Source organism: Mycobacterium aquaticum, assembly GCF_002086485.1.
GTDB classification, from domain to species: Bacteria; Actinomycetota; Actinomycetes; order Mycobacteriales; family Mycobacteriaceae; genus Mycobacterium; species Mycobacterium aquaticum.
In genome coordinates this window covers 34225-55392 of the sequence record NZ_MVHF01000048.1, presented here as the reverse complement: position 1 = coordinate 55392, position 21168 = coordinate 34225, and the positions used below count along the sequence as shown (strand labels likewise).

The following is a 21168-nucleotide window of genomic DNA, read 5'->3' as shown; positions in this document are numbered from 1 at the left end:
CGGAACGTCGAAAAGCGCCGGGAAGCAATCAGATAACCGCAGAGGAGAGCTGACGTGACAGTCCGTGTCGGAATCAATGGCTTCGGCCGGATCGGCCGCAACTTCTACCGTGCCGTGCGTGCGTCGGGCGCCGACATCGAGATCGTCGCCGTCAACGACCTCACCGACAACACCACACTGGCGCACCTGCTCAAGTTCGACTCGATCCTGGGTCGGCTCGACGCCGATGTGACCGCAACCGGCGACGCGATCGAGGTCGGCGGCAGGCCGATCGTCGCGCTCGCCGAACGCGATCCGGCCGACCTGCCGTGGAAGGACCTCGGCGTGGAGATCGTCGTCGAGTCCACCGGGTTCTTCACCGACGCCGAAAAGGCAAGGGCACATGTCGATTCCGGTGGTGCGAAGAAGGTGGTCATATCCGCTCCGGCGACGCGCGACGACGTGACCGTGGTGATGGGCGTCAATCAGCAGCAATACGATCCGCAGACGGACACGGTGATCTCCAACGCCTCCTGCACCACGAACTGTCTGGCGCCGATGGCCAAGGCGCTCAACGACGGACTCGGCATCGTCAAGGGTCTGATGACCACGATCCACGCCTACACCGCCGATCAGAACCTGCAGGACAACCTGCACAAGGATCTGCGCCGGGCCCGCGCGGCCGCACTCAACGTCGTGCCCACCTCGACCGGCGCTGCCAAGGCCATCGGCCTCGTACTCCCTGAATTGAAGGGCAAACTCGATGGCTACGCGATCCGAGTACCCGTGCCCACCGGTTCGGCCACCGACCTGACCTTCGAGGCGCCGCGCGACACCACGGTCGAGGAGGTCAACTCGATCGTCGAGGCGGCCGCCGACGGTGATCTCAAAGGCTACCTACGTTATTCGACCGCACCGATAGTGTCCTCGGACATCGTGACCGACCCCGCATCGTGCATCTTCGACGCGCCATTGACCAAAGTGATCGGCAATATGGTCAAGGTGGTCGGCTGGTATGACAACGAGTGGGGTTACTCCAACCGACTGGCCGATCTCGTCGCCTACGTCGGGCGCTCGCTGTGAGTGAGATCGCGGACTTGGCGGCCGAGTTGGGTGGCCTGCGGGGGCGGACTGTGCTGGTGCGTTCGGATCTCAATGTGCCGCTTGACGAGAGCGGGACGATCACCGACGACGGCCGGATCCGGGCCGGCCTGCCGACCATCGAGCGGCTTTCCGCGCAGGGCGCACGTGTCGTCGTGATGGCGCATCTCGGCAGACCGCAGGGGGCGCCTGAGGCGAGGTATTCGCTGCGCCCCGTGGCTGAGCGCATGAGCAAGTTGCTCGGTCGACCCGTCAGCTTCGCCACCGACACCGTCGGCGAATCCGCGTGTAACACCGTGCTGGGCCTGGCCGACGGCGGGATCGCGCTGCTGGAAAACGTTCGGTTCAACGCCGCGGAGACCGCGAAAGACGACGGCACCCGGATGGCGTTCGCCACGCAACTCGCTGCGCTCGCTGATGCTTTCGTCAGTGATGGGTTCGGTGTGGTGCACCGCAAGCAGGCGTCGGTGTACGACGTTGCGCGCTGTCTGCCGTCGGCGATGGGCGGCCTGGTGGCGTCGGAGCTCGCGGTACTTGAGCAGCTGACCGGCGAGCCGGCGAAGCCGTACGTCGTTGTGCTGGGTGGATCGAAGGTTTCCGACAAGCTCGCGGTGATCGACAATCTGCTGCAGCGGGCGAACAAGTTGCTGATCGGCGGCGGGATGGCGTACACATTCCTTGCTGCACAGGGGTTCTGCGTCGGCACCAGCCTGCTCGAGCCCGATCAGATCGACACCTGCCGCACCTACATCGACAGAGCCCGCGAGATCGGTGTCGAATTGCTGCTGCCGGTCGACATAATGGTGGCACAGCGGTTCGCGGCCGACGCGGTCGCGTGGGCGGTGAACGCAGATGCTATTCCGGCCGATGCGATGGGACTGGACATCGGACCGCGCACGGCACGTATGTTCGCCGCCGCGCTCGCGGACGCCAAGACGGTCTTCTGGAACGGGCCGATGGGGGTGTTCGAATTCGACGCATTCGCCCGCGGTACCCGTGCAGTCGCGCGGGCGCTCAGCGAGGTTGACGGGCTGTCGGTGGTCGGCGGTGGCGACTCGGCCGCGGCCGTGCGGCGGCTCGGGTTCGCCGACTCGGCATTCGGGCACATCTCGACCGGCGGCGGAGCCTCGCTGGAATACCTTGAGGGAAAGAAACTTCCCGGTGTCGACGTGCTGACATCGCACAACGCGGCGCACGCCGGGTAATCAGGCCCGCAGCGAGCGGCGACGGTGGGCCCGCCGGCAGGCGTCGAAGCCGTTGTCGCACTTTGTCCTAACCACACGTTATGCCGAGGATTGCAGTCACCCAGTGGCTGCAATCCGAGACGTAAGCACCGCGACACCCACTGCCTACCGCGAGCGTGAATCCTCTGCGAGTCTGAGCGCCGGATTTCGCAGCCAGTTCACACTCGTGGAGACGAATTCAGTCCAGCGCACCTGACCAGCGACGGTTTCACTGATAGCCAGGCACGATAATGGTGTGACAACCTCGCCACCGTCGGGGCGGCAACACCGCCGAGATTGCAACAGCTACATGGTGACCGCAAACTTCAGACCAAGCGCGTCGGCACCCGGCTGCGGACCCACTCGAGCAGTGGTGGGTCGTCGAGCCCGTCAGCGATCAGCACCGCGCCGGACAGGTCGTCGTCGCGGGTGTACGGGTTGCGGGCCGCGAGGCAACGCAAACCGGCGGCGACCGCCGCGTGCACACCGTTCGCGGAATCCTCGATCGCGACCGTGCGCTCGCGATCACATCCGGTGCGGCGCAACACCTCCAGGTAGGCGGCCGGGCTCGGTTTGAGATCGGCCACCTCGGTTCCGGTGATCACCGTGCGAAACCTGTCGGGGCCGAACGCGTGGTCGAGGAGCGGCCCGACCCACGCGCGGGTTCCGGTGGTCGCCACGTGGATCTGCACCCCGGCCGCATCGAGCTCGTCGATGAGTTCGCGCGCCCCGGGCCGGGGTTGCACTCGGCCGTCGGCGATGAGCCTGCGCATAATCTGCGTCTTGCGTGTGTGCAGCCTGCCCGCAAGCTCGCGCGCCTCGTCGGGGTTGCGCCCACGCTCCTCGAACCAGTGTGCCAACCGCCGTGCGCCGCCGGTGATCTTCACCAGTCGCCCGTAGGTGTCGACATCCCAGTAGTCGGAAAGCCCGGCCTCCTCGAATGCCTCGTTGAAGGCGACGCGGTGGCCGTCCCGTTCGCTGTCGACGAGGGTGCCGTCGACGTCGAAGATGACGGCGTCGAGACGGTTCACGTGTCGTGTTCGGAGAGGTGCGCGCGGAGCCGGGCAAGCAGACCCTGCCCGGTGAAGCCGTGGTGGGCCATGACTTCGTCGCCAGGGCCGCTGTGGCCGAACCCGTCGATGCCGATGGCGAGGTCGACGAGCCCCTTCCAGCCGTCGGTACTGCCGGCCTCGATGCTGACGGTGGTCGCGGACGGATCCGGCGTGTAGTGCGAGCGGTCGAGTGCCGACACCACGCGGACGCCGTATCCGTCGGCCCGCAGGTCATCGGCGACCTGCGCGGCCAGCGACACCTCCGAGCCGGTGGCCACGATCTCGACCGACACGGCCCCGTCCCCGTCGAAGCGGTCGGGGTTCAGTTGCGGAAGTGCCTGGCGCGACAGGATGAGCGCTGTCGGGCCGTCGGTGCGTTCCAGCGCGTGCAGCCAGGCCTGCGCCGTCTCGCGGTCATCGGCCGGCCGCAGCACCTGCAGCCCCGGAATGATGCGCAACGACTCGATATGCGCGACGGGTTGATGCGTCGGACCGTCTTCACCCACGGCGATCGAGTCGTGGGTGAAGATGTAGATGACCGGTTGACCCATCAACGCCGACAACCGTAGTGCGGGCCGCAGGTAATCCGCGAACACCAGGAACGTACTGCCGAAAACCCGGAAGCCGCCGTGCAGGCTGATGCCGTTGAGGATTGCGGCCATGCCGAATTCACGGATTCCGAACGCGATTGCGCTCCTGGAGTAATCGTCGCGGGAGACCACGTCGCCACACGCGGTGCCGGTGGACCCGGCCAAGTCCGCTGACCCGCCGACCAATTCGGGCATCAACTCGCGCGCGACGTTCAGGCACGCCGGGGAGGACTGCCGGGTGGCCCGGGGTTTCTCGCCCGAGATGCGTTGCAACACGTCGGGCAGGCCACCCGGCAGTCTCCGTTCGCGGGCCCGGATGTACTCGGCGGCCCGCTGCGGGGAAGCAGCCTCGAAGTTGGCGAATTCCTCATCCCAGGCGGCGTGCTCGGCAGCGCCGATCTCGGCCAGCTTGGCGCAGGCAATCCGTACCGGCGTCGGCACGCTGAACGGTGGAAAACCCCACCCTGCAAGCTCTTTGGCTCGCGCGAGCAATTGCTCGCCCAGCGGCGATCCGTGCGCTTTCGATGTGCCTTCCACCCCGGGGGCGCCGCTGCCGATCACGGTGCGCACAGCGATGAAGCTGGGCCGCGGATCGGCCTTGGCGAGGGTGAGCGCCTGGTCGATCGCGGCGACATCGGTGCCGTCGAGCACGGCTTGGGTGTGCCATCCGTACGCCGCGAACCGGGTCAGCTGGTCGTCACTGCAGGAGCGATCGACGCTGCCGTCGATCGTGATCGCGTTGTCATCCCACAGGACAACCAGCCGTCCGAGACCGAGATGCCCGGCGAACGACGCGGCCTCGTGGCTGATTCCTTCCATTAGGCACCCGTCACCCACGATCGCGTAGGTGTGGTGATCGGTGATCTCGGGGTAGCGGGCCTGTTCCATGCGTTCGGCCAGCGCCATACCCACGGCCATTGCCAGGCCCTGACCCAACGGTCCGGTCGTGCATTCGACGCCCGGGGTGTGCCCGAACTCGGGATGACCGGGTGTGCGGGAGCCGAGTTGACGGAAGTTGCGCAACTCGGACTCGGGCAGGTCATAGCCGAAGATGTGCAGCAGCCCGTACAGCAGCGCCGAGCCGTGCCCGGCCGACAGCACGAAGCGGTCGCGGTCCGCCCAGTCCGGTGCGGCCGGGTCATGGCGCAGGTGCCTGCTCCACAAGGTCCAGGCCATCGGAGCGGCGCCCATCGGCATGCCGGGGTGTCCGGAGTTGGCGGCCTGCACCATATCTGCCGCCAGGAAGCGCAGCGTGTCGACGGCCAGCCGGTCGGTTTCGACCGACGGCACAAAGGTGGAGTGCAAAACGTCAGTCATCGGGCTGCCTCTCCGTTGGGTGCGTTCTCGAAAGCGATGGCGCGCAATTGTTTGACGGCCGCGGCCTTTCCGTCCGGGTACGCATACATCCAGGAGCCCGAGATGAACACGTCAGCGCCCGCGGCGGCCGCCCCCGCGATGGTCTTGTCGGTGATGCCGCCGTCCACCTCGAGCTCGATGTCCAGACCGGATTCGTCGATCATGCGCCGGATCTTGGCGACCTTCGGCTCCACTGCGGCGATGTACTTCTGGCCGCCGAAACCCGGGTTGACGGTCATGGCCAGCACCATGTCCGTCTCGTCGAGCACGTGCTCAACCACCTCGGCGGGGGTGTGCGGGTTGAGGGAGACCCCACTGCGCGCCCCGAGTTGGCGGATGCGCGCGAGCGTGCGGTGCAGATGCGTGCACGCTTCGGCGTGAACGATGACGAGTTCGCATCCCGCGTCGACGTAGCGCCCCAGCAGCTCATCGGGATTGACCACCATGAGGTGAGCTTCGAACCCCACGGTGCTGTGTGGCCGGCATGCTGCGATGACATCTGGGCCGAAGGTGAGATTGGGGACGAAGACGCCATCCATGACATCCCACTGGATGCGGTCTACGCCCGCATCGCACAGTTCGGCGACCTCATCGCCGAGACGCGAGAAGTCGGCAGGTAACACCGAAGGCACGATGAGCGGCTGCATGGTCGTGACCTTTCTGACGAGAAGCGTGCGTAGTTCATCCGACCGCGGCGGGCCCCGCGGACACTCACCCGCCCGGGTGGAGCGGCGGGTGAAATTCGGCAAAAGTGCTGTTGATGCCCCGATGCGCGCGTTCGCTCGCCGTACGCTGAAGACATGCTGGTGGCACATCCGGCTCCTGCGGCGCCGTTGCGTCTCGTGCTCGTCGACGACCACGAGATGGTTCTGCATGGTCTCGACACCATGCTCGGCCACTTTCCTGACGAGGTCGTGATCGTGGGGCAGGCGACCGCGGGTGCAGTGGCGCTGAGGATGGTCGCAGAGGAGAAACCCGATGTCGTGATGTCGGACATCCGCATCGGGAAGGAGAGTGGCCTGGATCTGTGCCGCCAGATCACCACGCAGTACCCGGACACCAAGGTCGTGCTGCTCACGGTGTACGACGACGAGCATTACCTCTATCAGGCCTTGCGCGTGGGTGCCTCGGGTTACATCCTCAAGCGGATCGACGGCCAGGAGCTCGTCAGCCACCTGCGTCGGATCCGGGAAGGGGAGATCGTCGTCGACCAAGGGTTGGCCGGCCGGGTGGCGCTGTCCGCGGCGCACTTGAATCGCGGGGAGTTCTGGTCGGGTGTGCACCTGGGTCTCACCCAGCGCGAGTCGGAAGTGCTGGAGCTCTTGGTTTCCGGGCACTCCAACAAGGCGGTCGCAAGCAAGCTCGTGGTGAGCGAGGACACCGTCAAGACCCATATCCGTGGGCTGTACCGCAAGCTCGGGGTGGCCGACCGGAGCGGCGCAATCGCTGTTGCATTGCGGGAAGGGCTGTTTCGTTGACCAGCGGGCCCGCACGCACAACCTCGCCCAACGCGGCGGTACCCACCGCGGCGGACTTGGTCGAGCGACTCGACGCCCGCGGCGTGCTGATCTTCGCCCTCAACGACCAGGACCTCACGGTCGTCGACATCTGGCCGGAGCACCCGGCGGCGGAGACGCTGACGCTGCCCATCGGCTTCGGGGTCACCGGCATGGTGGCGCGGACCGGCGACCCGGTGATGCTGCGGGCCGATTCGCCGCGCAATGAGCTGCACCGCCGGCTGATGGGCCTGGATTCGTCGACGCAGACCGTGGCGCGGTTGTGTGTGCCGCTTCGGGGTCTGAGCAACAACATCGTCGGTGTGCTGACCGCCCACCGCAGCCCGCATTATCCGTTCGACGAGTCCGATCTTGCCACTGCGGAGACGGTTGCACCGGTGCTCGGGTTGGGCCTGCACGCCGAGCAGTTGTGGCGGGCGGTCAACCATCACAGCACCGAACGCGACCGGCTCATCCGGCAGGCGGTGTCGGCTCAGGAGGCCGAGCGACGCAGGATCGCGTTCGATCTGCACGACGGCGTCACTACCGCGCTCGCCTCCATGGCATTTCACCTTTCGTCGGCGGATCTCACCGTCTCGGCGCTTGCCGCCCGCGACGATTCGGACGACCCGGCGCGTAAACAGAACTTCGAGCGTGCCCGAGCCGAACTGGTCAATGCCCGCGAGCTCGCCGACCTCGCCTACAACCAGACCCGGGCGGCGATCTCGGGCCTGCACAGCCTGGTGCTCGACGACCTCGGTCTCGTCGCCGCAATCGAGTCGCTGGTCCAGAACGTGGCCGGGGAGAGCGGTCCGTCGATCGAAGTGCACGTCGACCCCGCCGCCGGAGTCGAGGACATCCCTGACCATGCCGCTGCCGCGCTGTACCGCATCGCGCAAGAGGCTTTGGCCAATGCGATCAAGCACGCCGAAGCCGAGCGGATCGTGCTGTCGCTGCGCCGGGTTGGCGACTCGATCGTGCTCGGCTGCAGCGACGACGGGAAGGGTTTCGACCCGGCGGAACGCCGTGCCGCGCGGGCGGGAGACGCCGGCGGGGCGCAGCACTTCGGCATGAGCTCGATAGCCGAGCGTTGCGCCATCATCGAGGCATCGCTACGGGTCGAGTCCGGCCCGGACCGGGGCACGATCGTATTGGTCGAGCTGCCGATCTAGCGGGCCGCGCTTGCTGCCTCGGCGCAGTTGGCGAGCAGCACGTCCTGGGCGGCGCGAACATTGGCGGGGGACCCGGCCCACGTGTGCAGTGCTGCGCTGACCAGTGCCCGGCCGAACGAGAATGTGACATCCCAAGGGCGGTCGGGGATTTCGTGCAGTTCGTGCAGGAATGCGCACACGTCCGCCGTTCGGTGGCCGCCGGACAGGAACGCGATGCCGGGCACCGCTGCGGGCACGGTGGCACGCAGCACGTTGAACGTCGTTGCGGCGACGGTCGTTGCCGCAACAGGTGTGGCGTCCAGGCCGGGTGTGACAAAGTTCGGCTTTAGCACGATGCCGGTCAGGTCGACTCCCGCCTGGTCGAGTTCGTCGAACAGTGATCCCAACGCCATTCGTGATGCGCGCTCGGATGCTGCCAAGTCGTGGTCACCGTTGCAGAGGACTTCCGGTTCGACGATCGGGACGATCCCATGGTCCTGGCACAGCGCTGCGTAGCGGGCCAGCGCATGCCCGTTGGCTCGTGCGCCGTACGGCGTGACGGTGTTCACGTCGAAGACGGCTCGCCACTTGGCGAAAGCTGCTCCGCGCTCGGCATAGGACGCGAGCCGGTCGCCGAGCCCGTCCAGTCCCTCGGTGATGAGCGCACATGCTTGCCCCGGAAGAGGTTTGGTGCCGGTGTCGACTTTGATACCGGGCAGGATGCCGAGTTGGCTTGCGGCGGTGGGGAAGTCGCGGCCGTCGGCGAGCTGCTGACCGAATGTCTCGTCACACAGGATGATTCCGCTGACAGACTCCGAGAGACCCGCAGCGGTGAGCAGCAGCTCGCGATAGTCGCGGCGGGAGGTGGCGCTGGCCGCGATGCCTTCACCTTCGAGCCGGGCCGACATGGTCTTGATCGATTCGTCGGCGGCCAGGATGCCACGACCGCCGCTGGTCATCTGCACCGCGATCCGGCTGAGGTGGGACTGGTCGGTGCGAAGAGTGGTCGTCATGGCAACGAGCATGTGCCTGACGCAATTCGACGTACTCACCCCTGAGGGCGATGCCGGGTGTGAAACGCCGCCGCGCCAACCCGGCCTGGGTCGCACACATGTGCCAGGAACAGCCGGGTCGCCGAGGTCGGCTCCGACGTCGTGCACAACTGCCACGGGCGGTCCATCGGTGTGCCGGGAACGGTGTACGACACGAGCTCGCCCGAGTCGAGTTGCGCGCGTACCGCCGCCTCGTGCACCAACGTGACGCCCAGGCCCTGGCAGGCGGCGGCCACCACCGCGCCCGAGGTGCCGAGCGTGAGCAACGGCGGCGACGCCTGCAGCCGGGTGAGCAATGACAGCGCGGTGTCCCGGGTGCCCGACCCCAGACCGGTGAGCAACCACGTCGCGGTCAACGGATCTGTTTTCAAGCCCGGCCGGCCGACGAGCACAAGGCGGTTGGGCCGCCGCGCATTCGTCACGAGTCCGGACAGTCGCGGCGGTCGGCCGGCCAGTACCAGGTCGACAGCGTGGTCACGGGCGCGCGCGAACAGCTCGTCGCGGGGCAGCACCGACAGGGAGAGTTCGACGTGCGGGTGCTCGTCGATGAACGATGCCATCAACGGGGGAAGGACGTACTCGCTGGCGGTGGCCACGGCACCGATACGGACGCGCCCCCGATCGGCATCACGCACGGCGCCAGCGGCTTCGGCGAGCAGGCCGAGCATCTTGCGTACATAGCCGGCGAAGGTCTCCCCGGCGTCGGTGGGGATGATGCCGCGACCCGACTTGCCGAACAGCGGTGTGCCCAACGCCGCGTCCAGGGCAGCGATTGCCGCCGAGACCGCGGGCGGTGTGACGTGCAGTTGATCGGCAGCCGCGCGCACGCTTCCGGTCTCGTAGACCGCCAGGAACGTCGTCAGCCGACCCCAGGTGGCCGCCGCGGGGAGATCCAGGCCAGGCATCGTTAAATGATCCTTTATCAGTAATCAGAATAGTTTCAATTGTAGTTGATCTATTTGGCCCGCAGACTTTGTTTCGACCGCCGATTGAAACGGAAAGGATGCAACGCCATGACGATCACCGAGAACGGTGCAGACACCGGCACCGAGGCCAAGGAGCGCTGGGATCCGGGTGTGCAGAGCTACGCCGGGATGGGCTACTGGAATCCGGACTACGTCCCCAAGGACACCGATGTACTCGCGGTGTTCAGGGTGACTCCGCAGGATGGAGTCGACCCGATCGAGGCCGCGGCCGCGGTTGCCGGCGAATCATCCACTGCGACATGGACTGTGGTCTGGACCGACCGGCTCACCGCGAACACGCACTACCAGGCCAAGGCGTACCGGGTGGACGAGGTGCCGGGACGTCCCGGCGAGTATTTCGCCTACATCGCCTATGACATCGATCTGTTCGAAGAGCGGTCCATCGCCAACCTGACCTCATCGATCATCGGCAACGTGTTCGGGTTCAAGCCTCTCAAGGCACTTCGCTTGGAGGACATGCGGATTCCGGTTGCCTACACCAAGACCTTCCAGGGCCCGGCGCACGGGATCGTGATGGAGCGCGAGTATCTCAACAAGTATGGTCGCCCACTGCTGGGCGCGACGATCAAGCCGAAGCTGGGTTTGTCGGCCCGCAACTACGGCCGGGTGATCTACGAGGCCTGCAAGGGTGGGCTCGACTTCACCAAGGACGACGAGAACATCAACTCGCAGCCCTTCATGCGGTGGCGTGACCGCTTCCTGTTCGCGATGGAAGGCGTCAACAAGGCGATGGCCGAGACGGGCGAGAGCAAGGGGCATTACCTCAACGTCACCGCGGGCTCGATGGAAGAGATGTACGAACGAGCGGAATTCGCAAAGGAACTCGGCTCGGTGATCGTGATGATCGACCTCACGATCGGGTACACCGCCATCCAGTCGATGGCCTACTGGGCCCGTAACAACGGGGTGCTGTTGCATCTGCACCGCGCCGGTCACTCGACTTACACCCGGCAGAAGTCCCACGGCGTCAGCTTCCGGGTGATCTCCAAATGGGTTCGGCTCATGGGCGTCGACCACGTGCACGCAGGCACCGTCGTCGGCAAGCTCGAAGGTGACCCCGCCACCACCCGCGGCTTCTACGACACCCTCCGTGAGAACAAGGTGCCGACGAACCTGCAGAACGGCATCTTCTTCGACCAGGACTGGGCTTCCATGCCGGGCGTGATGCCGGTGGCCTCAGGCGGCATCCACGCCGGCCAGATGCACCAACTGCTCGACCTGTTCGGCGACGACGTGATCCTGCAGTTCGGTGGCGGCACTATCGGTCACCCCTACGGAATCGCTGCCGGCGCAGAGGCCAACCGGGTTGCCCTTGAGGCAATGGTCAAGGCCCGCAACGAAGGTCGCGACCTGTTGAAGGAGGGGCCAGGAGTGCTCCGCAACGCCGCCAAGCACTGCCAGCCCCTGGAGGCCGCCCTGTCCACCTGGGGCGACGTGACCTTCGACTACACCAGCACCGACGCGCCCGATTTCGTGCCAACGGCCACCCCGTCGTAACCGAACCCACCATCCAACAAAGGGAGCAATCATGAAACTCCGGTACGGGACCTTTTCCTACCTGCCCGATCTCACCGACGAGGAGATCGCCGCGCAAGTCCGTTACGCGCTGGACAACGGATGGCCGGTGTCGATCGAATACACCGACGATCCGCATCCACGCAACATCTACTGGGAGATGTTCGGCTTGCCGATGTTCGACCTGGCCGAGCCCGACGGTGTCGTGGCACCGATAAACGAATGCCGGGCCGCGTTCCCGAATCACTACATCCGGGTGCTGGCCTACGACGCGAGCCTGGGCCGACAGTCCACGGCGATGTCGTTCCTGGTCCAGACTCCGCCCGAGGAACCCGGCTTCCTGCTGGAACGCATCGAGGGACCTGACCGTACCCAGCGTTACGCGGTCAAGTCGTACGCGACGACCAGGCCTGCAGGCCAGCGGTACCCAGGCGAGTGATCTCAATGGAGAAGCCGAAAGGATTCGGGTACCACCGGCCGTCGACCAACGGTCCGGCGAACGCCACGACGGAAACCGAGGAGCCGGTCACCGAGCCGGCGATCCTTGACGACGACGCGGTGCTCGACCTGTCGGCGGACGAGGCGGCGGCCAGGGTCTCGGCGACCCTGGCCGCGCTCGACGCCGAGTTGATCGGCCTGACGCCGGTCAAGCGACGCGTCCGGGAGATCGCCTCCCTGTTGCAGGTCGACCGGGCGAGGCGCCAATTCGGTTTGGTGACATCCAAACCCACCCTGCACATGAGCTTCACGGGCGGCCCGGGCACCGGCAAGACCACGGTCGCCATGAGGATGGCGGCCATCTTGCATGCGCTCGGATACATCAGGGCGCCGCGCGTCCACGCGGTCACGCGCGACGATCTGGTCGGCCAGTTCATCGGGCACACCGCGCCGAAGACCAAGGAGGCCCTCGCCCGGGCTGCCGGAGGAGTGCTGTTCGTCGACGAGGCGTACTTCCTGTTCCGCCCCGAGAACGAGCGCGACTACGGACAGGAGGCCATCGAGATCCTGCTGACGGAAATGGAGAACGAACGAGGCGACCTCGTGGTCATCTTTGCCGGCTATCCCGACCGGATGGCCACGTTCTTCTCGGCGAATCCAGGCTTGAGTTCGCGCGTGCCCCATCACATCGCCTTCGAGGATTACAACCACGAGGAGCTGATGCACATCGCCGATCTCATGCTGGCCGCGGAGGGTTTCCAGTTCGAGGACAACGCCCGGCAGGCGTTCGCCGAATACCTCACGCGTCGGATGGAACAACCGCGATTCTCCAACGCCCGCAGCGTCCGCAACGCCATCGAGCGCTGCCGGCTGCGTCAGGCTCGTCGATTGGTCTCCCTGGACCGGCCGCTGGGCAAGCAGGACCTCGTCACGCTCACAGCCGAGGACATCTACGGCAGCAGTGTGTTCGCCGAGGAATCGAACGGCTGAGGCGCGATCTAATCGCCGTCGGTCGAGCCGCCCTGCCGTGCGGCCAGCGCGGCCGCCTTGCGGCTTGCCGCGACCACCGCCGCCGGGCCGCCACCGGCCCGGGCGGCGGCGTAGCCGACCAGGAACGCGGTGAGCGGGGCCGCGGGACGTGCCACGTTGTGGGCGACCTCCTTGGTCATGTCCAGCAATTCATCGACGTCGACCTCGATGTCGATCCCCAGCTCGGCCTTGGCGGCGACCAGCCATTGCTCCAGCGTGCTCATAACTGGCCCCTCCGGTAGGTCTGGCGTCAACCGCCGATGGCCGACATCGGCCGCTGCGGGCGGCGAAACGTTGCACTGTTGATGGTATGGCCCGGGCCCTTGCGGGCAACCGAAATCCGCCATGCGTGCTCGACCGCATCGTCGTGCGCGCCGCCACGCAGCAACGCGCGCAGATCGGATTCCTCTGTCGCGAACAGACAGTTGCGCACCTGTCCGTCCGCGGTGAGCCGCACCCGGTCACAGCTTCCGCAGAACGCGCGGGTGACGCTGGCGATGACACCGACGGTGCTGGGGGTCCCGACGATGCGCCACTCCTCGGCAGGCGCATTCCCGCGGCGCTCGATCGGCGCCAGCGTGAAACGTTCGCCGAGACGATCCAGGATCTCTTCGGCGCTGATCATGCTGTCCCGGTCCCACTCCTGCTGGGCATCCAGCGGCATCGACTCGATGAACCGCATCCGATAGCCGTTCTCGATCGCGAATTCGGTGAGGTCGACGATCTCGTCGTCGTTGACACCTCGCACCGGCACCGCGTTGATCTTCACAGGGTTGAGCCCCGCGGCCTGGGCCGCCCGCAGACCGGCAACGACATCGGTGAGTCGATCACGACGGGTGATCGCGGTGTACCGCTCGCGGCGGAGGGTATCCAGGCTGACGTTTACGCGCCGCAATCCGGCCGTGTGCAGCGCGGAGGCCATGCGCGCCAGCGCAATTCCGTTGGTCGTCAACGACAGCCCGATGCGTGGGTCAACCTGGTGGATCCGCGTGACGAGTTCCGGTAGCCCACGACGAAGCAGCGGTTCTCCCCCGGTGAGTCTGATCTTGCTGATGCCGAGACGCCGTACCGCTATCCGCACCAGCCGCAGCACCTCGTCGTCGGTGAGAATCTCCGAGCGCGGCAGCCATGTCAGCCCCTCGGCAGGCATGCAGTACGTACAACGCAGGTTGCATCGATCGGTCAGGGACAACCGAAGGTCGGTGTGTACGCGGCCGAACCGGTCGACGAGCGCGGGTGAAGACGCGCCTGTCACGGTGCGATCCCGTGATCGGTGATGCCTATTGTGTGATCTGCTGCCGCTCTTTGACAGTGACGGCGCACGTGACGGACGCTTGTCTGACTGTGGAACGCGAAGCCGGGTACCTGTACACCAATCTGACATCGGCGATCGCCGACAAGCACTCGCCGCTCCGACGGTACTTCGATGTGCGGTTCCCTCACGTGCGTGGAATCCAGGCGGCGTATCGGGCGGCGGCGGGACCGCTGCTGGTCCCCGGTGGCACCGCCAATCCCGGAATTCTCGGCGCTGCTTTCGATTTCATGATCAGGCTGACCTTGGACAGCACCTGCGTCCCCGATGTGGCCATCGCGGCGTTTCGGCACCATGCCAGTTGCGTGGCAGCCATCACCCGGGTAGCACACATCGGCGGTGCCGCCGCGTGTGGCTGCCGGGACTCGGTGCTGCCGGTCGAGACGGCCCGGGCGAGTTGGGCACTGGCCCTGTGTACCGAGATCTACCGTGCCGGACCGCAACCCGGCTCGCCGCTCCAAAGCTTGTACCGCCGAGGACGTTTCACCCCGGCAGGACTTCTCGACGCCGCGCCGAAGGACGCGATCGCGCAGCTGTGCGCGTTGCACACCGTCGCCGTCGAGCACCTGTATCCCGCCCTGCCGTATTCGAGAATGGTGCTGGGTCCGGTTTTCGCAGGGTCCGTGTTGTGCAAGGCGGATGCGGACCTCATCGCCGACGGGCATCTGATCGACGTGAAAACCCATCTCGGCGCGCTGAACAGGGCCACCGGTGCCCGGTCGGACCGTCTCCCGCTGAGCACCATCTACCAGCTTGCGGGCTATGCCCTGTTCGACTACGCCGACACCTACGGCATCACGGCGGTCGGCGTGTACTCCGCGCGGTACGGGGCGCTGTGGACCCGCGACTTCGCCGAGTTCCTGCAGGAACTCGCTGGAGGCGTGGTTGACATCGCTGCGGAGCGGGCCGCGGTCTGGAACCGATTGGGTGGCCGGTGAGTACCGCATCTTGGCCGTCACCCCACTGGAATCGGTTGTAGGCGCTCGCATCCCGTGTAGACGTTCATCGACGTGCCACGCAGGAAGCCGATGAGCGTCAGCCCGTTCTGTGCGGCGAGGTCGACCGCGAGCGACGATGGGGCGGATACCGCAGCCAGCATCGGGATTCCCGCCATGAGCGCCTTTTGTACGAGCTCGAATGATGCCCGGCCGCTGACCATGAGGATGGTCTCGCGCAGCGGCAGCATCGATTCCCGCAGCGCGTGGCCGACGACCTTGTCCACGGCGTTGTGGCGACCGACGTCCTCCCGCAGGAACACCAACTCGCCGTCTGCGGTGAACAGTCCGGCGGCATGCAATCCACCGGTGCTGTCGAACACCCGCTGGGCTGCGCGTAGCCGATCAGGCAGGGCAGCAAGGGTTTCCGGTGAGATGCAGATCGGGTCATCGGCGACGGCCCAGGTGGCGGAGGTCCGCACCGCCTCGAGGCTGGCTTTGCCGCACAGCCCGCAGGACGAGGTGGTGTAGAAGTTGCGTTCGAGCGAGGGGTCCGGCGGTGCGACACGGTCCGCAAGTGTCACGTCGACGACGTTGTAGGTGTTGGTGCCATCGGCGGTCGCGCCCGCACAGTACCGAATGCCGGCTATCTGGCCGGATTCCGACACCACCCCCTCGCTGACCAGAAACCCTGCGGCGAGGTCGAAATCGTGACCCGGTGTGCGCATGGTGACGGTGAGCGGGCGTGCGCCCACCCTGATCTCCAATGGCTCCTCGACGGTCAAGGTGTCCGGCCGACGTACCTGATGGCCGTCGCGGATGCGCAGGACCGGCCGGCGCGCGGTCACCCTGCCCATCATTCGCCCATGATCTCGGCGGGCTCCGAGTCGATCAAGCCGGTTGCCGCCGCGACGAGGGGGTCACAGTTCGCACCGGCCTGGGCTACCTGGACTTTCAACTGGGCCCGCATCCGGGGGTCCCAGAAGGAGTGGATGTGCTTGGCGATCGTGTGAGCCGCCTGATCCTGGGGTATGTGCCGGAACTGGGCGGCGATCTCGGTCGCAAGCCGCAATGATGTTGACGCGGTGGCCATCTCACCTCCCTTCGCCGGTGTGGACCAAGTCGTCGGATTCCGCGTGCTGCGGCGCGTCGGGAACACGTACGGAACGCAGGGCCACCTGCACGGCGGTGACCTTGTATTCCGGGCAGTTGGTGGCCCAGTCGGAGTTGTCGGTGGTCACCACGTTGGCGCCGCATTCGGGGTAATGGAACGTGGTGTACACGACGCCGACCGGCATTCGATCCGAAAGCATGGCGTGCAGACGGGTTTCGCCGACCCGGCTGGTCAGCACCACCTCATCGCCGTCGTCGATGCCGCGCACCTCGGCGTCGTGGGGATGGATCTCCAGGACATCCTCGTCGTGCCACAGGACATTCGGGGTGCGGCGGGTCTGCGCACCCACGTTGTACTGGGACAGGATGCGTCCCGTGGTGAGGACCAAGGGGAACTTCCGGGTGGTCCGTTCGGTAGTCGGCACGAAGGTGGTGACGATGAACCTGCCCTTGCCCCGGACGAATTCGTCGACGTGCATGATGGGCGTGCCCTCGGGAGCCTCGTCGTTGCACGGCCACTGGACACTGCCGAGCCGGTCGAGCTTGTCGAAGGACACGCCCGTGAACGTCGGGGTGACTGCGGCGATCTCCGCCATGATCTGGGCCGCATTCTCGTAGGACATCGGGTAGCCCATGGCGGTCGCGATCTCGCAGGGGATCTCCCATTCGTGCTTGCCGATCCGTGATGCCATCACCGGGCGCACCCGATTGATCCGGCGTTCGGCGTTGGTGAACGTGCCGTCTTTCTCCAAGAACGAGGTGCCCGGCAGGAACACGTGTGCGAACTTGGCGGTCTCGTTGATGAAGAGATCCTGCACCACCAGCAGGTCCAGCGATTCCAGCGCCGCGAAGACATGTCCCGTGTTCGGATCTGACTGCGCGATGTCCTCGCCCTGGACGTACAGACCGCGGAACGAGCCGTCGATGGCCGCGTCGAACATATTGGGGATGCGCAGACCCGGTTCGGTCAATACCGGCCGCTGCCATAGAGTTTCGAACACGTTGCGGACCGCGTCGTCGGACACGTGGCGGTAGCCGGGCAGTTCGTGCGGGAACGAGCCCATGTCGCACGAGCCCTGCACGTTGTTCTGTCCGCGCAGCGGGTTGACGCCGACTCCGTCCCGGCCGATGTTGCCCGTCGCTATGGCCAGGTTGGCCATCCCCATCACCATGGTCGAGCCCTGGCTGTGTTCGGTGACTCCCAGGCCGTAGTAGATGGCCCCGTTGCCGCCCGTCGCGTACAGCCGTGCGACGGCGCGCACGTCGGCGGCGGGCACCCCGGTGATGGGCTCGACGGCCTCGGGGCTGTGCTCCGGGCGGGCGATGAACTCCGCCCACACGTCGAACTCTTCGCAGCGGGCGTCGACGAACTCCCGGTCGACCAGCCCCTCGGTCACGATCACGTGGGCCAGCGCGTTGACCATCGCGACATTGCTGCCCGGCCGCAGCGGAAGGTGGTAGGCGGCCTCGATGTGTGGCGATCGCACCAGGTCGATCCGGCGTGGGTCGATGACCACGAGCTTGGCGCCCTCGCGCAGACGACGCTTCATGCGGGAGCCGAAGACGGGGTGCGCGTCGGTCGGATTGGCACCGATCACCACGATCACGTCGGCCTTTGCGACGGACCGGAAATCCTGGGTGCCGGCCGATTCGCCGAAGGTTTGCCGCAGACCGTAGCCGGTGGGGGAGTGGCACACTCGCGCGCAGGTGTCGATGTTGTTGTTGCCGAACGCTGCTCGCACCATCTTCTGCACCACGTAGACCTCTTCGTTGGTGGTGCGCGACGAGCTGATGCCGCCGATCGCCCCGGCGCCGTACCGCGCCTGGATTTCGCGCATCTTGGTGGCCGTGTAGTTGATCGCGGTGTCCCAGTCGACCACTTGCCAATCGTCGGTGATGTTCTCGCGGATCATCGGTTCGAGTTTGCGATCGGGGTGTGTGGCGTAGCCGAACGCGAACCGGCCCTTGACACACGCGTGGCCCTCGTTGGCCCCGCCGTTCTTGTCGGGAACCATCCGGACCAGTTCGTCGCCGCGCAGCTCGGCCTTGAACGAGCAGCCGACGCCGCAGTACGCGCACGTGGTCGCCACCGTGCGGGTCGGGATACCGAGCTCGACAACGGATTTCTCCTGCAGGGTCGAGGTGGGGCACGCCGCCACGCAGGCGCCACACGACACGCACTCGGAGTCGAGGAATGTCTCGGCCGCGCCGGCGGAGACCTTGGACGCGAATCCTCGTCCCTCGATGGTCAGCGCGAACGTGCCCTGGATGTCGCCGCAGGCCCGCACACAGCGTGAGCAGGCGATGCATTTGGCCGGATCGAAGTCGAAATACGGGTTGCTGGTGTCTTTTTGCGCGTCAAGGTGATTGGCGCCGTCGTACCCGTAGCGCACCTGGCGCAGGCCGACAACACCGGCCATGTCCTGTAGTTCGCAGTCACCGTTGGCCGGACAGGTCAGGCAGTCCAATGGGTGATCGGAGATGTAGAGCTCCATGACGCCTTGACGCAGCTTCTCCAGTTTCGGCGTCTGGGTGCGTACCTTCATGCCGTCGGTCACGGGGGTGGTGCACGACGCGGGAGTACCACGCCGCCCGTCGATCTCCACCAGGCACAGCCGGCAGGAGCCGAAGGCGTCGAGACTGTCGGTGGCACAGAGTTTCGGGATGTCGACACCGGCCAGCGCTGCCGCGCGCATCACCGAGGCGCCCTCGCCGACCGTCACCGGCAGGCCGTCGATCTCGACCGTCACGGGTTTAGCGTCGGCGGGTGGGGCGGGAGTGCCCAGGTCGCGGTCTACGGACAGGGTCATCGGTTCTCCTCTCGTGGTGTGAAGTCCTCGGGGAAATGCAGCAGCGCGCTACGTACCGGGTTGGGGGTCAGGCCGCCCATCGCACACAGGGAGCCTTCGGTCATCAACTCGCACAGGTCATTCAGCAGCGCAAGATTGCCGTCCGGATCTTCGCCGCCGACAATGCGATCGATCACCTCGACGCCGCGCACCGAGCCCACACGGCACGGTGTGCACTTGCCGCACGACTCCTCGGCGCAGAATTCCATCGCGAACCGCGCCATCGCGGCCATGTCCACCGTGTCGTCGAACACCACGATGCCGCCGTGTCCAAGCATGAAACCCGCGGCGGCGAACGCCTCGTAGTCGGTGGGCAGATCCAGCCGATCGGCCGGGATGTAGGCTCCGAGCGGACCGCCGACCTGGACGGCGCGCACCGGCCGGCCCGAATGGGTACCACCGCCGTAACGGTTCACCAACTCCGCGAGAGAGACACCGAACGCAGTCTCGAACACACCGCCCCGGGCAATGTTGCCCGCCAGCTGAAACACCTGTGTGCCACGCGAACGGTCGACTCCGAGTTCGGCATACGCCCTTCCGCTGTCGGCGAGCACAGCGGGGACGCTGACCAGGGTCAGCACATTGTTGACGGCGGTGGGCTTGCCGAACAGACCGGTGATCGCCGGTATCGGCGGTTTGGCCCGCACCATGCCGCGCTTGCCCTCGAGACTTTCCAGCATCGAGGTTTCTTCACCGCAGATGTAGGCACCGCCGCCGATGCGCAGGTGGATGTCGAAGTCGAATCCGGAGCCGAGGATGTTATGCCCCAGCCAGCCCTGGGCGCGGGCGATCTCGATCGCCATGTGGGTGGTGGCCGCGGCGTCGGGATATTCGGAGCGCAGATAGATGTAGCCCTCCGACGCACCGACCGCGTACGCGGCGATGGTCATCCCTTCCAAGAGACAGAACGGGTCGCCCTCCATCACGACACGGTCGGCGAACGTACCGCTGTCGCCTTCATCGGCGTTGCAGCAGACGAACTTCAGATCACCCGGGCATTCGGCAACGGTCTTCCATTTGATGCCCGCCGGGAACCCCGCGCCGCCGCGGCCTCGCAGGCCGGATTCGGTGACCTCGGCCACCACGGCTTCGGGGCCAAGCTCGAAGGCGCGCCGCAGCCCGGTCAAACCGCCATGGCGCACGTAGTCGTCAGGCGACAACGGATCGGTGACACCGACCCGGGCCAGGCACAGTCGCTGCTGGTCACGCATCCACGGAAGGTCCTCGACGACACCGAGATACAACTCGTTCGGGGCGCCTTCCAGCATTCCGGTGGCCACCAGTTCGCCGACGTCGTCAGACCGCACCGGACCGTAACCGACACGGCCGCTCTCGGTTTCGATCTCGACCAGTGGTTCCAGCCACAGCATTCCGCGGGTCCCATTGCGAACCAGCCGGATTTCTCGGCCCGCGAGGCCCGCCTCGCGCTCGATCGCAACCGCCACCTCGTTGGCCCCAACCGATATCGCGGCCGAATCTCGCGGCACGTACACCGTGATCATGACGTCTCCGTCAGCAGCAGGGCCAGCACTCGGTCGGCGTTGAGCCGGCCGTACACCCGGCCGTTGATCTGTGCGGACGGACCCAGAGCGCAGTTGCCCAGGCAGAACACTTGATCCAGCGTCGTCGTGCCATCCGCGGTGGTGCCGCCCACCTTGATCCCGAGTGCCTCCTCGAGGGTGCCGACCAGTCGCTCGGCACCCACCGACTGGCATGCCTCGGCGCGGCACACCTGCAGTGCCACCGAGCCCGTGGGCTCCGAGCGGAAGTCCTTGTAGAAGGTGACCACTCCGTGCACGTCAGCCCGGGAGAGGTTGAGTTCCTTCGCGATGAGCGGTACCGCGTCGGGATCGATGTAGCCGAGCCGGTGCTGAATGTCGTGCAAGATCTCGATGAGCGGACCGCGCTCGTCTCGGTGCTGATCAACGACGGCCCGAACCAACTCCGGCAGATTCACTGGGTTCGCCATCACTGGAGCACACCAGTAGTGC

The 21168-nt window shown here is 66.3% G+C and carries 20 protein-coding genes; 8 read left to right on the top strand and 12 right to left on the bottom strand.

Annotation, left to right across the window (positions count from 1 at the left end; genetic code table 11):
* Positions 1 to 54: 54 nt before the first annotated feature.
* Positions 55 to 1062 carry a type I glyceraldehyde-3-phosphate dehydrogenase gene (gene gap / locus BST13_RS31585; RefSeq protein ID WP_083169136.1) on the top strand — a complete coding sequence of 336 codons (1008 nt, stop codon included), beginning with the start codon at positions 55 to 57 and terminating at the stop codon, positions 1060 to 1062.
* Positions 1059 to 2285, top strand: a complete 1227-nt coding sequence (locus tag BST13_RS31580) for a phosphoglycerate kinase (RefSeq protein ID WP_245839882.1) — start codon at positions 1059 to 1061, stop codon at positions 2283 to 2285. Before gap ends, BST13_RS31580 begins: the two co-directional genes overlap by 4 nt.
* A gap of 344 nt (positions 2286 to 2629) precedes the next feature.
* Here BST13_RS31580 and BST13_RS31575 read toward each other — a convergent pair whose 3' ends face one another.
* From BST13_RS31575 to rpe, 3 genes are read right to left on the bottom strand one after another with little or no spacing between them, the layout of a single operon-like run.
* On the bottom strand, positions 2630 to 3334 hold the full coding sequence (locus BST13_RS31575) for an HAD family hydrolase (RefSeq protein ID WP_083169135.1): 705 nt from the start codon (positions 3332 to 3334) through the stop codon (positions 2630 to 2632).
* Positions 3331 to 5262, bottom strand: coding sequence for a transketolase (gene tkt / locus BST13_RS31570; RefSeq protein WP_083169133.1), 1932 nt, complete (start codon positions 5260 to 5262; stop codon positions 3331 to 3333). Before tkt ends, BST13_RS31575 begins: the two co-directional genes overlap by 4 nt.
* Positions 5259 to 5948 (bottom strand): ribulose-phosphate 3-epimerase, encoded by a 690-nt coding sequence (rpe, locus tag BST13_RS31565; RefSeq protein ID WP_083169132.1) that lies wholly within the window; start codon positions 5946 to 5948, stop codon positions 5259 to 5261. The genes tkt and rpe overlap by 4 nt, the downstream gene beginning before the upstream one ends.
* A gap of 153 nt (positions 5949 to 6101) precedes the next feature.
* On the opposite strand from rpe, the gene BST13_RS31560 reads away from it, so the two are divergent.
* Together BST13_RS31560 and BST13_RS31555 are read left to right on the top strand one after the other, a co-directional pair.
* A complete protein-coding gene (locus BST13_RS31560) occupies positions 6102 to 6779 on the top strand; it encodes a response regulator (RefSeq protein WP_083169130.1) in 678 nt (225 codons plus the stop codon).
* On the top strand, positions 6776 to 7969 hold the full coding sequence (locus BST13_RS31555; protein WP_083169129.1) for a GAF domain-containing sensor histidine kinase: 1194 nt from the start codon (positions 6776 to 6778) through the stop codon (positions 7967 to 7969). Before BST13_RS31560 ends, BST13_RS31555 begins: the two co-directional genes overlap by 4 nt.
* Here the strand turns inward: BST13_RS31555 and BST13_RS31550 are convergent.
* A complete protein-coding gene (locus tag BST13_RS31550) occupies positions 7966 to 8961 on the bottom strand; it encodes a class I fructose-bisphosphate aldolase (RefSeq protein ID WP_083169166.1) in 996 nt (331 codons plus the stop codon). The two genes, BST13_RS31555 and BST13_RS31550, sit on opposite strands and share 4 nt — an antisense overlap.
* Positions 8962 to 8996: 35 nt before the next feature.
* A complete protein-coding gene (locus BST13_RS31545) occupies positions 8997 to 9905 on the bottom strand; it encodes a LysR family transcriptional regulator (protein ID WP_083169127.1) in 909 nt (302 codons plus the stop codon).
* 108 nt (positions 9906 to 10013) lie between these two features.
* Between BST13_RS31545 and BST13_RS31540 the strand changes: the two genes are divergently transcribed.
* From BST13_RS31540 to BST13_RS31530, 3 genes are read left to right on the top strand one after another with little or no spacing between them, the layout of a single operon-like run.
* Complete coding sequence (locus BST13_RS31540) at positions 10014 to 11483, top strand: form I ribulose bisphosphate carboxylase large subunit (RefSeq protein ID WP_083169126.1); 1470 nt, start codon at positions 10014 to 10016, stop codon at positions 11481 to 11483.
* Between the two features lie 31 nt (positions 11484 to 11514).
* Positions 11515 to 11940, top strand: coding sequence for a ribulose bisphosphate carboxylase small subunit (locus tag BST13_RS31535; RefSeq protein ID WP_083169124.1), 426 nt, complete (start codon positions 11515 to 11517; stop codon positions 11938 to 11940).
* Between the two features lie 5 nt (positions 11941 to 11945).
* A complete protein-coding gene (locus BST13_RS31530; protein WP_083169123.1) occupies positions 11946 to 12929 on the top strand; it encodes an AAA family ATPase in 984 nt (327 codons plus the stop codon).
* 8 nt (positions 12930 to 12937) lie between these two features.
* Here the strand turns inward: BST13_RS31530 and BST13_RS39945 are convergent, their stop codons facing one another.
* Positions 12938 to 13192 (bottom strand): DUF6457 domain-containing protein, encoded by a 255-nt coding sequence (locus tag BST13_RS39945; protein WP_083169121.1) that lies wholly within the window; start codon positions 13190 to 13192, stop codon positions 12938 to 12940.
* Between the two features lie 26 nt (positions 13193 to 13218).
* Entirely contained in the window at positions 13219 to 14352 is a 1134-nt protein-coding gene (gene moaA / locus BST13_RS31520) for a GTP 3',8-cyclase MoaA (RefSeq protein WP_083169120.1), read from the bottom strand.
* On the opposite strand from moaA, the gene BST13_RS31515 reads away from it, so the two are divergent.
* A complete protein-coding gene (locus tag BST13_RS31515) occupies positions 14292 to 15218 on the top strand; it encodes a hypothetical protein (RefSeq protein ID WP_170064361.1) in 927 nt (308 codons plus the stop codon). The two genes, moaA and BST13_RS31515, sit on opposite strands and share 61 nt — an antisense overlap.
* Before the next feature lie 17 nt (positions 15219 to 15235).
* Here the strand turns inward: BST13_RS31515 and fdhD are convergent, their stop codons facing one another.
* From fdhD to BST13_RS31490, 5 genes are read right to left on the bottom strand one after another with little or no spacing between them, the layout of a single operon-like run.
* Positions 15236 to 16072, bottom strand: coding sequence for a formate dehydrogenase accessory sulfurtransferase FdhD (gene fdhD, locus BST13_RS31510; RefSeq protein WP_083169117.1), 837 nt, complete (start codon positions 16070 to 16072; stop codon positions 15236 to 15238).
* A complete protein-coding gene (locus tag BST13_RS31505) occupies positions 16072 to 16308 on the bottom strand; it encodes a formate dehydrogenase subunit delta (protein ID WP_083169115.1) in 237 nt (78 codons plus the stop codon). Before BST13_RS31505 ends, fdhD begins: the two co-directional genes overlap by 1 nt.
* 1 nt (position 16309) lies before the next feature.
* Complete coding sequence (fdhF, locus tag BST13_RS31500) at positions 16310 to 19138, bottom strand: formate dehydrogenase subunit alpha (protein WP_083169114.1); 2829 nt, start codon at positions 19136 to 19138, stop codon at positions 16310 to 16312.
* Positions 19135 to 20679: a formate dehydrogenase beta subunit gene (locus tag BST13_RS31495; RefSeq protein WP_083169112.1), complete on the bottom strand. Its 1545-nt coding sequence runs from the start codon at positions 20677 to 20679 to the stop codon at positions 19135 to 19137. The genes fdhF and BST13_RS31495 overlap by 4 nt, the downstream gene beginning before the upstream one ends.
* Positions 20676 to 21146, bottom strand: a complete 471-nt coding sequence (locus BST13_RS31490; protein WP_083169111.1) for an NAD(P)H-dependent oxidoreductase subunit E — start codon at positions 21144 to 21146, stop codon at positions 20676 to 20678. Before BST13_RS31490 ends, BST13_RS31495 begins: the two co-directional genes overlap by 4 nt.
* Positions 21147 to 21168: the final 22 nt, after the last annotated feature.